Below are 12,582 nucleotides of genomic sequence, written 5' to 3' on the forward strand. Positions count from 1 at the left end.
ACCACAACGACTATCGTTAAAGATGGTAAAAACGGTAAAGATGGTGTGATGACTTGGGATATTAAATCTACAGGTAACACAACTGAAGGCTCAGCAGATACAGCGAAAACTATTAAGCATACTAACACCGTTGATATGGCCGCAGGTAAAAACTTAACTGTTAACCAAACTAACAACAGTGATGGTGCGAAAGTTGAATTTGCCTTAAACAGCACTGTAACCAACTTAGATAAAGTTGTTGTTAATGGTAAAGATGGTGTAGACGGTAAAGATGGTGTAACCATTACAGCACCTGTTGAAGCTAAAGATGGTAAAGATGGTTCAGACGGCAAAGTTGGAATCAGTGGTAAAGACGGCAAAGATGCAGTTTCTATCTCTGGTAAAGACGGCGTAGGTCAAATCGGCTTAACCGGACCGAAAGGTAAAGACGGTAAAGACGGTGCATCTATCAACATCACAACAGACAACGGTAAACAAACACTTGTAAACCGTGAAGTTGGTGCTGATGGTAAACCAGGTGAAACTACCCAACGTATCATTTACGTACCAACAGACAAAGATGGTAACCCTCTCAAAGATGAGAACGGTAAAACAATCAAACGTGAAGTTGCAACCATGGATGATGGCTTAATCTTCGGTGGTAACACTGGAGAAGCACACAAAGCAGCACTTGGTACACAAGTGAATGTTAAAGGTGCAGATGCTAATACTGATTGGAACAAGTTTGATGCTGGTCAAAACATTATGACTAAAGTTGATACTGCTACGAAGACTATTACAGTTGGATTAGCGAAAGACTTGAACGTTGATAATGTAGATGTTAAAAACAATGTAACTGCTAAAGGTACAATCTCAGCACCAACATTCAAAGCTGGTGACACCACAATTAACAATGGTGTAGTGACTAACTTAACACATCATATTGATAACCCAACAACTGTTGTGGATGACAAAGTGTTAAATATCACTGATGAGAAGAAAAAAGAAGCTGCAACAGTTCGTGATGTATTGAACTCAGGCTGGAACTTACAAGCAAATGGTAAACCGGTTGATGCTGTAACACACGGCAACAACGTGAACTTTGCAAGTGATAAAGGTACTGTGACAGTTAAAGCGAACTCAGATGGTAAAACATCTGTTGTGAACCTTGATGTTAACGTTGATAACGATACCATCACTGTGAATAATAAAGGCCAATTAGTCGCTAATGGTGCAACCAACTTTAATGTTGCAACTAAAGATGGCGGTAACAAAGTGGCTAAGAAAGGCGGTAGCTCAACAGCGAAAATTACTAGCGGTAAAACAATTACTTATACTGCAGGTAAAAACATCGCAATTGAGCAAAATGGTGGTGAAATCCTTGTTTCAACAACAAATGATGTAGACCATAACAGCGTAACCACAAATGACTTAACTGTTAACAAAGGTGGTAACATTGATATGGGTGGTAACCAAATTCACAACGTGAAAGCGGGTACTAAAGATACTGATGCGGTTAACGTATCTCAATTGAAACAATCAATTGGTGATGTACATAAACGTATCAATAAAGTGGGCAAAGAAGCTCGCGGCGGTATCGCAGGTGCTAACGCAGCAGCAGGTTTACCACAAGTTTACATCCCAGGTAAATCAATGGTTGCCGCTTCTGCAGGTACTTTCAAAGGTGAAAGCGCTGTAGCAGTAGGTTACTCACGCTCAAGTGACAATGGTAAAGTTATCTTCAAACTTCAAGGTAACGCGAATACCCAAGGAGACGTAGGTGGCTCTGTGGGTGTAGGTTACCAATGGTAATTTAACTTTCCATTAAGATAGATAAAAACCCAGCTTCGGCTGGGTTTTTTATTTGTACCAAATTAAGGATGAAATGGGATAGAATGAGCACTCAATAACATTTCTCAAAAATAATTTTGTGATTAATTAGACAAGCTTAAGGATATGTAACCTAAATGACGACTTCAGAACAAATCAATATTGCATTTGCGATTGATGCAAAATATACCCCGCATTTAGAAACGTTGATAAAGTCAATTTGTTACTATAATAAGAACGTCAATTTTTATGTCTTGCATAATGATATTCCACAAGAATGGTTTGAAGGGATTCAATGCAAATTAGAGAAAATGGGAAATAATTTATTTTCTATTCATATTTCTGACGATATTTTTAAAGATTATAAAACGTTGGAACATATTTCTTCGTCGAGTAGCTATTATCGTCTTTTGATCCCAAAATTGATTAATCAAGCACGTGTCTTGTATTTAGATGCAGATATTATAGTGAATGGCTCATTATCTGATTTTTATTATAGTGATCTTAATGGTGCTCCCGTAGGCGTTGTGAAAGATTATGGAATGGGTGAAAACTTTCCATTTCCTTATTTAGATGCATCCGTTTCCAAAAAATATTTCAATAGCGGCGTTCTACTGATTGATTGTGTTACATGGCGCAATGAAGGTTTAGTCGATACCTTATTACAAACTGTTGAAGAATATGGCGACCAAGTATTATATGGGGATCAGTGTATTTTAAATATTGTTTTACGAGAAAAAGCAAAATATTATAGTTTTACTGAAAATGCTCAGGTGCAATATATTGAAAAAATTAAACGGGAGCATGGTATTACTCAAGTTAATCTCAATGTTCCACCTCTTATTATCCATTATGCAGCAAAACATAAGCCGTGGGATAATCATAACCCAACATTATTTGAGCGTGAAAAATATTGGTTTTTCCGCCATTTAGATTGGTCTTATCTTACTAACGCGATCAAATAAAATTTTATAGTGTGATCTTAATTCTTAATCACTAGCGCAATTTCTCAGCAAGGTCGAGAATGAGTTTTGCGAGTATAGGCAGTGGATCATTATTTATTAGATGTTGATATTTCAATGCAAACTTTGTGGAGCGTAGAGGTTGTTGACGAGCAACCTGTATTTGTTTCTCATCAGATGCGCGATAGTTATAGGCAATTAGGCGGAGCTCATCAAGGGAGATGTCCAGATTATGGGCGAGTAAATCACGTAACTGATTTTCCCAAGCGGAATCACGATATCCCTTTTTCTCCATCACCATCGTGATAGATTTTTCCAAGACTTTTTTAATCTGCTGAACTGTTGAGCGAATAGGGTAGTGTCCCAACCATAAATCATCCGTTTCAATGAATTCTGCATTGAATCGATTAATGAACCAATAATAGAATTGTTGGTTATTTGAACCAATAAATACGATACTTTGAACTTCTTTGCCCTCTTTATCTCGTACGGAATGGCTACCTATAGTCAATGTACAGGTTTCTGCAATCGCTCGTGGAATAATGACTTTGGGGGTGAGAATTTCTTCTTTCCGTTGGTCGGTAAAATGAAAAATAAAATCAGGGTCATATTCGGTGGAGTGCGGTAGATAGCCTCGCCAGGTGTACATGCCTACACGATTTTGAGGAATAAGAGTAAGAAAAGCATTCAATTTCTCACGGGAAGGGCAATAAATAAATTCATCAGCATCAAGTGGAAAAATATAATCAATGTTAGCATCATTATTGAGAATATGCTGCATCATATGATTTAATACGCGTTCAGGAGCAAATTCAAGTTCATTGTAATGATAGATATGAATTGGTAGTCCCTCTTGCTTAAGAAGAGTGAGAATTTCACGCGTATTGTCACTGCTATTGTGGTCAACAATATGAAGTTCATCTAATAAGGTTAAATTGTGTCGAATAAAAGTTTCAATAACATCACTTTCATTACGCACCATGCTTAAGCCAACTCGTTTTTTACTCATCTCTTATTTATCTTATATTGAACGCCTAATATTTTTAAAGATGCTCTTTTGCTAACTTCAAATTGTCTAGTAATAGTTTTCTGTTTTGTTCTGGTACGGCTGGATTAAATAATAATTCGACGCAAAGATCATGGCAAAGTTGATAATTGCCCACCGAATTGGCACTCATCGCTAGTTCCTCTTTCGCTTTCCATTCATAAACAGCGTGATCCACAAAAAGAATATCTTTACTTAGAGGAATGTTTGCCGCTACAGTTGCATAAATATAAGCCAGTCTGGCTTTATTGTTGTGGCGTAGTAGGCGCGCTAAATGATAAAGACTTTCCGCACGTTGTGGGCGATATTCATAAGTGGATAGCAATAAATTTTGTATCTCATTGAGTGAAGCATTTAATTCGATTTTTAATAAAGCGATTTGAAGGAATGAATAATAGACTTCTTCAGACCATCCACCGAGATTCGCTCGAATTGCATACCATTCAATGGCTTTTTCATACATATCTGCATCACGATAAGATTGTGCGGTATAAAACGCATAGCGATCTTTAAGATCTTCATCTTCAGGTGAATTGAAGGCTTTTTCTAACACTTGAGCATCTTGGAAATATTTTTGTGGGTTGTTGCTACGTGCCCCAAAACGACCACTAATGACATAGTAATCGCCGAATATTTTTTGCTCAGTGATAGTCGTTTTACGTTGTTCAATGAATTCATGTAATACGCCACGCCAATAGAATGAACCATCATTACGAAACATGAGTACTCGGAAGTAAACATTTGAACCTGTAATGCTATTTGCCATGCGCAGATAATAACGATCGCAAGTCAGTTCTTCAGGCAACACAAATTCCCCTTCAAAACGATCATCGGCATCAAAGATTAATACATAATCTGTTTTTCCTTGTGCATGTTGTAATGCACAGTTACGGTTATGGGCAAAGTTAACCCATTCATCGTGGTGAATTTCGCCTTGAATGCCTTTTTCATCAAAGAATTGTTTGATAATGTCTGCGGTATTGTCATTGGATCCTGTATCACTAATGACATAATAATCTAATGGAACATGAGAAATAATGTTCTCTAATGTATCTCGGATGATAGCGGATTCATTTTTAACAATCATATTTAAACAGATTGTTTTTTTATCAGTTCTTTGCGTCATTTTTATACGTTTCGGGAAATACTTGTGAAGTTGTAAATTTATTTTTTATGGTAGGGCATTATAGCGAAAATACATTTTGCTTGCTGAAAATTATGCGAAAAATGACCGCACTTTTTCCTCGCATATAGACAATTCCAATCACATCAATTTATAGCTTTCTCGTTCAGTTTTAGGCACAATAGAGCAAAATTCCAATGAGTAAAAAAGGATAATGAAAATGACTAAACATTATGATTATATTGCGATCGGTGGCGGTTCAGGCGGGATTGCTTCAATTAACCGTGCGGCAAGCTATGGTAAAAAATGTGCAATTATTGAAGCAAAACATCTCGGTGGCACTTGTGTGAACGTAGGTTGTGTACCGAAAAAAGTGATGTTCTATGGTGCACAAATTGCAGAAGCCATTAACAGTTATGCACCTGCTTATGGTTTTGATGTAGAAGTGAAAAAGTTTGATTACGCGAAATTAGTTGAAAGTCGTCAAGCTTACATCAGTCGTATTCATACGTCTTACAATAATGTATTAGCGAAAAATAATGTGGATGTTCTAAATGGTTTTGCGCGTTTTAAAGATGCAAAAACGATTGAAGTGAGCTATACAGATGGTTCAACAGAATTAGTGACTGCCGATCATATCTTAATTGCGACGGGAGGGCGTCCGAGTATTCCTGCGGTAAAAGGCGCAGAATACGGGATTGATTCAAATGGTGTATTTGCTTTAAATGAGTTACCAAAACGTGTCGCAGTAGTAGGTGCAGGTTATATTGCAGTTGAATTAGCGGGTGTTTTAAATAGCTTAGGCAGCGAAACCCATTTATTTGTGCGTCAGCATGCCCCATTGCGTAATCAAGATCCATTGATTGTCGAAACCTTAGTTGAAGTGTTAGCACAAGATGGTATCCAATTACATACTAAAGCATTGCCTGAAGAAGTCGTGAAAAATGCTGATGGTTCGCTTACCTTGAAATTACAAGATGGCCGTGAAACTACAGTGGATACCTTAATTTGGGCGATTGGTCGTGAACCGGCAACGGATGTGATTAATCTTGAAGTAACAGGCGTGAAAATGAATTCACGCGGACAAATTATTGTCGATAAATACCAAAATACAAACGTACCTGGCATTTATGCTGTGGGTGATATTATCGAAGGTGGTATTGAATTAACACCAGTTGCTGTGGCAGCAGGTCGTCGTTTGTCTGAGCGTTTATTCAATAACAAACCGAATGAACATTTGGATTACAACCTTGTGCCAACGGTTGTGTTTAGCCATCCACCAATTGGTACGGTGGGTTTAACTGAACCGCAAGCGATTGAGCAATATGGCGAAGAAAATGTGAAAGTGTATAAATCCTCTTTCACCGCAATGTACACCGCGGTTACTGAACATCGTCAACCTTGCCGAATGAAATTAGTGTGTGTCGGCAAAGAAGAAAAAATCGTAGGCTTACACGGCATTGGTTTTGGTGTGGATGAAATGATTCAAGGTTTTGCGGTGGCAATCAAAATGGGAGCAACTAAAGCAGACTTTGATAATACGGTGGCAATTCACCCAACAGGTTCTGAAGAATTTGTCACAATGCGTTAATTGCAGATAAAGAAAGTGCGGTCAAAATCTCTGATATTTTTGACCGCACTTTTTATTGTGATTTGTTATTAGGCTGCTGCACGATTGCCTAATGTACCATCATCTTCCATTTCTTTAGCCACACCGACGACCTCAGCAATTTTGTCTCCTTCTTTGAAGAATACGAAACCGCCATGTTCCATTTTAACCCAAGGTTCATCTTTGGTGAGAGGGAACGTCGTAATAATGGTGACTTTGTCGCCATCTTTTGCGTAATCATTAAAATCGATGACACCATCATCATCAATACGGTGTGCTTTACCAAAAGGAGCTTTACGTGTTAAGTAATGCAAATTGGTTGAGCAGTGGGCAATCATCCATTCTCCGTTTGAAAGAATGAAGTTAAAGGTGCCTTTTTGTGAGAGATCTTTGGTAATGTCTTGGATAGCTTCAAAAATTTCCATTTCAGACGGTTTACGACGGAAACGATTTTTCAAATATTCCGCCATATAACAAAAGGCTGCTTCTGAATCCGTTGAGCCAATGGGTTGGCAGAAACTCTCGGACATATCTGGCACATCTTTTAAATTACCGTTGTGAGCAAACACCCAGTTTTGTCCCCAAATTTCACGAATAAAGGGATGAGTGTTTTCAATGGTGACACCACCTTGCGTTGCCTTACGAATGTGAGCAATCACATTGAGCGATTTAATTTTGTATTGTTTTACACAATCCGCAATAGGAGATTGAGAGGCTGCATGGTTATCGCGAAAAATACGTACACCACGACCTTCAAAAAAAGCGATACCGAAGCCATCTGAATGGCAGTCGGTAAGACCAGCACGACGACGGAAACCTTCAAAAGAAAAGACAATATCCGTCGGTGTATTACAGTTCATTCCGAGTAATTGACACATAAATTCCTACACTTATTTTTATAATTTTATACCCTTATAATATGTGCCGATTTAACACCATAATGCGTTGAAATTCAAGATGGATAGCAAAGGATTTTTAGAAGAAAATGTTACATAAAATAACCTGAGAATCTTTCTGATCTGAAGGTTCGGGATGAGCACTTTATTCAGTCAATAAAAAAGGCGTGTTTATCACGCCTTTTGCTATATTTTTTAGATTACGCTTTAATTTCTGAGCGGCTTTTTAAGAAAAAGAGTACAACGGTTGAGATCAACATCACAAAGCCAACGCCAACATATAAACTCTGTTTGTCCCAGCCCATATCTAATAATTGGCCGGCAATCGTTGGAGCAAGAATTGCACCAATACGACCGATACCAATCGACCAGCCCACACCGGTGCTACGAATATCGGCATCATAAGTCAGTGGGTTTAAGGTATAAAGACCGCTGATACAGCCATTCATGAGTGCACCAACTAAAATACCGAATACCATCGCAATCCATAAAACGGACGAGGATAAGATAAAGGTAATGATTGCAGCAGAAGATAAGATGGTGAATAAAATTAACACGCCACGTGCCGTCCAACGGCTAGCCAGTAAACCATAGATTAAGGCGCCGCAAGTGCCCCCTAATGAAATCATCATCCCTACACTCACACTTTGTTCTGTCGTCATGCCCGCTTCTTTTAATAAGGCTGGTGTCCATGAGCTGATAAAATAGAAGCTAAACATGATCGCAAAGAACGCCGTCCAAATTAAAAGGGTAGAATGTAAGTATTTTTCGCTGAATAATTGGCTAATAGGTAATTTAGTTTTAACTTTTTCTACTTTTGCAGGAAGTTTCCAATCACCGGCTAAACCAATTTTTTGGGCGATTAAATTTAACCGCATTTCTGCATTTTTAGGTTGTTTAGAGGTGAGGAAATCAATGGATTCCGGTAACCAAATAAATAGCACAACTAAAAGTAAACCGGTTAAGATAGCACCCGCGAGAAACACAGAACGCCAGCCATATTCACCTTGCAACATCACGGCGAACATCCCGCCTAATACCGCACCGATACCAAATCCTGCTGCATAGACACTAATCGCAAAGCTACGCCATTTACGAGAAGAATATTCACTTGTGATCACGTTTGTGCCCACTAAAATACCGCCGACACCAAGCCCGGTGATAACGCGCCAGAAACCGAGCCATTGATATTGTGAGATAAACGCCGAGCCTAACATACCGATAGCTGATAGCGATACTGCCATTAATAACAATGGGCGGCGACCAATTTTATCCGCAAGTGGTGCAAGGAAAAGTGAGCCGGCAGTCATACCAAACAAGCCGGCACTTAATAAATAACCCAACTCAATCCCCGTGAGACCAAATTCGCCACGAATAGCTGTTGCAGTGAAGGCTAGGGCTAATACATCAAAGCCATCAAGTAAATTCATGATAGCAGCCATCACCACAATCATCCATTGATAAGCCCCCATTGGGCTTTGTTCTATTTTAGCTCTAAGAGAAAGGGTTTCAGTCATTTTATTTCCTTAAGTTAAGCAAACTGGCGAGAGCTTGCGAGAGATTGAAGTTTACGCAAAATCATGCTGAGTACCACGCCATAAGCGGGAACAAACAAGACGATGCCGACAAATAATTTAAATAAGTAATCGACGAATCCAAGACTAAACCAATGTTCAGCCATGAATGGATCGCTACTTTGATAGAATGCTACGCCAAAGAACATGAAAGTGTCGGCAAGAGAGCCAAATGTCATGGAGCTGCTCGGGGCAATCCACCAAGTTTTTAGTTGGCGTAGGCGGTTGAATACTAACACATCTAATAATTGTCCGAAAACATAAGCACAGAAGCTGGCGAATGCAATACGGAAAACAAACATATTGAATTCACTTAATGCACCTAAACCTTGATATTGTCCATTAGAGAAAACAACTGAAACAATATAACTCACGATAAGCGCTGGAATCATCACGATAAAGATGATCCAACGTGCTTCTTTCGCCCCAAATACACGTACCGTTAAATCGGTGGCTAAGAAGATGAATGGGAAAGTGAGTGTGCCCCATGTGCTGTGGAAGGAGAAATCATCAGCAAAACCAAGTGCGGTCAATTTTAAATTGATTTCAAATGGAATTTGAACGAAATAGTTACTGGCTGTGATGATGAAGATGTGAAATAAGCTTAATAAAATTAAAGCAAAACGTTTTTGTTGATCATTGAAGATCGGAGTATTAATTTTCATTTTAAGACCTTTTTAGTTGGTTAATCGGGGGTAGGGAACCCGACATGAGAAATAAATCCGCCAAATTGGCGAGCCGTGAATAATACTAGAATTTATTGGGATTGCAAGAAAGTGCGGTCAAAAATTTAGGTATTTTATTTAAATTCAATAAAAATGATAAGAATTGTTATTTACACTAAAATTATATTGTACTAGAATTCTCGGGCATTATTTATTCCACATATGCCAGGAGAGCATTTCAATGTATAAATCCAATCATTTAAAAACAACATCATTCTTCGCATTTAGTGCGTTAACAATCGCACTTTTTTCAAACTATTCTCATGCAGAAGAGAAACTTGAGGAAATTAAAGTTACTGCGGAAGATCAGGTAAAGCAATCGCTTGGTTCTTCTCTTGTGACAGCAAAAGATTTAGAAAAACGCCCTGCGACAAATGATATTTCTGAAGTATTACGTACTATGCCAGGTGTGAATTTGACGGGTAACTCATCCACTGGACAACGTGGTAATAAACGTCAAATTGATATTCGTGGTATGGGACCAGAAAATACATTGATTTTAGTGGATGGTAAACCAGTCACATCTCGTAATGCAGAACGTTATGGTGTGCGTGGTGAACGTAATTCTCGTGGTGACAGTAACTGGGTGCCGGTTGAAGCGATTGAAAAAATTGAAGTATTACGTGGTCCTTCAGCAGCACGTTATGGTTCAGGTGCAATGGGTGGGGTGGTGAATATCATCACTAAACCTGTTACCAATGATTTACACGGTAGCTTAAGCTATTACACCAACCAACCTGAAGACAGTGATGAAGGCGCAACTAACCGTGTCGGTTTTAATCTAAGCGGTGCGTTAATTAAAGATGTATTGCAATTCCGTTTATATGGTAACTGGAACAAAACACAAGCGGATGAAGTCGGTATTAATGGCGATCCTGCGATTGCCGGTCGTGAAGGTGTACGTAATAAAGATATTAATGGCCGTTTAGTGTGGAATATCAATGAGAAAAATAAATTAACCTTGGATTCTGGTTTCAGCCGTCAAGGTAATATTTATAACGGTGATACACAAAATAGCTCAGCAATGCTTTATAATAGTAAAGATTATCCTGAAACTAAAACTTTAGCTGCAAGCAAAGCGGAAACCGCTCGTTTATATCGTCAGAACTATGCTTTAACCTATGAAGGTAAATTCGATCATTTTGACAATAAAACCTATATTACTTTTGATAAAACTAAAAACAGCCGTTTACCAGAAAATTTAGCGGGTGGTCCAGAGGGTAGTTATTCGAGCACATCAGCTTTTACCGATTCCATTCTTAAAAATACGCGTTTTAGTTCAGAATTCTATATCCCATTTACTTTTGGGGTAGATCATATGCTGACAATCGGTTTTGAAGGTGTGCATAGCAGTTTAGATGATGATTCTTCTATGGCACAGCCGCTTGGCGGACGACGAGACAAAAAAACACGTAAGGTAGTTTATGATTTGAAAGAAACCATGCCAACTGGTATTACAAATATTCGTGGTGGACATAGCAGCCAAACTGAATGGGCTGTGTTTGTAGAAGATAATATTTCAGCAACCCAATCTACCATCCTAACGCCATCTTTGCGTTATGATTACAACACTTATTCAGGTTCTAACGTAAGTGGTGGATTAAACTTCTTACAAAGCCTCAACGATGATTGGAGAATCAAAGGTGGGATAGCAAGAGCTTATAAAGCACCGAATCTTTATCAAACTAACCCGAATTACTTGTTGTTTACCTTAGGTCAAGGTTGTCCAACGAATGTACCAAATAATAAAACTTGTTATTTCCAAGGTAATAGCGACATTAAACCAGAAACCAGTTGGAATAAAGAAATCGGAATTGAATATGATAAAGACGGGCTTCTTGCTTCTGTGGCTTACTTCCGTAATGACTATCGTAACAAAATCGTGTCTGATGGTGAATTTATCGGTTTAACTAACTTAGGTAACTATGTGTATAAATGGGGTAATGCAAACCGCGCAGTGATTGAAGGTTTTGAAGGTAATCTGACATTACCATTAATCCAAGATAAATTAAACTGGGTGAATAACTTCACTTATATGCATAAAACCAAAAATAAAGATACAGGTAACCCGCTTTCTATCGTGCCGAAATATACCTTGAACTCAAGCTTAAGTTATAAAATTACCGATAGTTTGGATGCAATGTTGACTTATACGCAATACGGTAAACAAAAATCCCGTAAAAATCCGGAAAACCGTATGGAAAATGGTAACAACACGTACGTTAATCAACTTGCTGGCTCAGAAGATATTGGTGGCTATGCAGTTTGGGGATTAAGTGCGGGTTATAATTGGAAAGATACAATCAGCATTCGTGTCGGCGTAAGTAATTTATTTGATAAACGCATTTATCGCTCATCAAGCAGTACAAATTACAATGCCCATACTTATAACGAACCTGGTCGTGCTTATTATGCAACAGTTAAATATTCATTTTAATTGAGTATTTAGAAATGATAGAAAAAGTGCGGTCGATTTTGACCGCACTTTTTTATTGATTGAATTTTGAAAATGGTGAATTTCAGATAATAAAAAACCCTGCATAGGCAGGGTTCTTCACACAGATTCAAATTATTTTGTACCTGGGATTTTGAAACGGCTGTTAAAGCGTTCAACACGACCACCAGTATCAACAACACGTTGTTTACCAGTGTAGAATGGGTGGCAGCTACCGCACACATCAAGGTTGATGTCTTTGCCTAAAGTTGAACGAGTTTTGATCACGTTACCGCAAGAACAAGTTGCAGTGATCTCTTTATATTCTGGATGAATACCTTGTTTCATAGAAAACCTCAAATTGAAGCCACGCCGCTATAAATGCTTTCCACTTACACCGCGTGA

General features: G+C 38.4%; 10 protein-coding genes. 4 read left to right on the forward strand and 6 right to left on the reverse strand.

Annotated features, from left to right (window positions below; genetic code table 11):
* Nucleotides 1-1,791 (forward strand): YadA family autotransporter adhesin (locus tag HMPREF3279_RS06785; RefSeq protein WP_180365033.1); only part of this gene is annotated, 1,791 nt, incomplete at its 5' end.
* A 155-nt stretch (nt 1,792-1,946) separates the two neighbouring features.
* Nucleotides 1,947-2,774: a glycosyltransferase family 8 protein gene (locus HMPREF3279_RS06790; protein WP_070868630.1), complete on the forward strand. Its 828-nt coding sequence runs from the start codon at nt 1,947-1,949 to the stop codon at nt 2,772-2,774.
* Between the two features lie 31 nt (nt 2,775-2,805).
* On the opposite strand, the gene HMPREF3279_RS06795 is transcribed toward HMPREF3279_RS06790, so the two are convergent.
* Both HMPREF3279_RS06795 and HMPREF3279_RS06800 read right to left on the reverse strand, forming a co-directional pair.
* Nucleotides 2,806-3,780: a glycosyltransferase family 2 protein gene (locus HMPREF3279_RS06795; protein WP_070868632.1), complete on the reverse strand. Its 975-nt coding sequence runs from the start codon at nt 3,778-3,780 to the stop codon at nt 2,806-2,808.
* A gap of 34 nt (nt 3,781-3,814) precedes the next feature.
* The gene (locus HMPREF3279_RS06800; RefSeq protein ID WP_070868634.1) at nt 3,815-4,942 is read right to left on the reverse strand and encodes a glycosyltransferase; all 1,128 of its coding nucleotides are present in this window, start codon (nt 4,940-4,942) and stop codon (nt 3,815-3,817) included.
* Nucleotides 4,943-5,159: 217 nt separating this feature from the next.
* Here HMPREF3279_RS06800 and gorA point away from each other — a divergent pair, with 217 nt between their 5' ends.
* Nucleotides 5,160-6,530, forward strand: a complete 1,371-nt coding sequence (gene gorA / locus HMPREF3279_RS06805) for a glutathione-disulfide reductase (RefSeq protein WP_070868636.1) — start codon at nt 5,160-5,162, stop codon at nt 6,528-6,530.
* Nucleotides 6,531-6,598: 68 nt separating this feature from the next.
* Here gorA and HMPREF3279_RS06810 read toward each other — a convergent pair whose 3' ends face one another.
* The 3 genes from HMPREF3279_RS06810 to HMPREF3279_RS06820 all read right to left on the reverse strand — a co-directional run bounded on the left by HMPREF3279_RS06810 (nt 6,599) and on the right by HMPREF3279_RS06820 (nt 9,683).
* Complete coding sequence (locus tag HMPREF3279_RS06810; protein WP_070868638.1) at nt 6,599-7,426, reverse strand: class II glutamine amidotransferase; 828 nt, start codon at nt 7,424-7,426, stop codon at nt 6,599-6,601.
* Between the two features lie 218 nt (nt 7,427-7,644).
* Entirely contained in the window at nt 7,645-8,961 is a 1,317-nt protein-coding gene (locus tag HMPREF3279_RS06815; protein WP_070868640.1) for an MFS transporter, read from the reverse strand.
* A gap of 14 nt (nt 8,962-8,975) precedes the next feature.
* Nucleotides 8,976-9,683, reverse strand: a complete 708-nt coding sequence (locus tag HMPREF3279_RS06820) for a 7-cyano-7-deazaguanine/7-aminomethyl-7-deazaguanine transporter (protein ID WP_049368827.1) — start codon at nt 9,681-9,683, stop codon at nt 8,976-8,978.
* A gap of 241 nt (nt 9,684-9,924) precedes the next feature.
* Between HMPREF3279_RS06820 and HMPREF3279_RS06825 the strand changes: the two genes are divergently transcribed.
* Nucleotides 9,925-12,180 (forward strand): FepA family TonB-dependent siderophore receptor, encoded by a 2,256-nt coding sequence (locus HMPREF3279_RS06825; protein ID WP_070868642.1) that lies wholly within the window; start codon nt 9,925-9,927, stop codon nt 12,178-12,180.
* A 132-nt stretch (nt 12,181-12,312) separates the two neighbouring features.
* Here the strand turns inward: HMPREF3279_RS06825 and rpmE are convergent, their stop codons facing one another.
* Entirely contained in the window at nt 12,313-12,525 is a 213-nt protein-coding gene (rpmE, locus tag HMPREF3279_RS06830; RefSeq protein WP_005696847.1) for a 50S ribosomal protein L31, read from the reverse strand.
* Nucleotides 12,526-12,582 lie beyond the last annotated feature (57 nt).

It is taken from the genome of Haemophilus sp. HMSC71H05 (genome assembly GCF_001838635.1).
Lineage (GTDB): Bacteria > Pseudomonadota > Gammaproteobacteria > Enterobacterales > Pasteurellaceae > Haemophilus_D > Haemophilus_D parainfluenzae_R.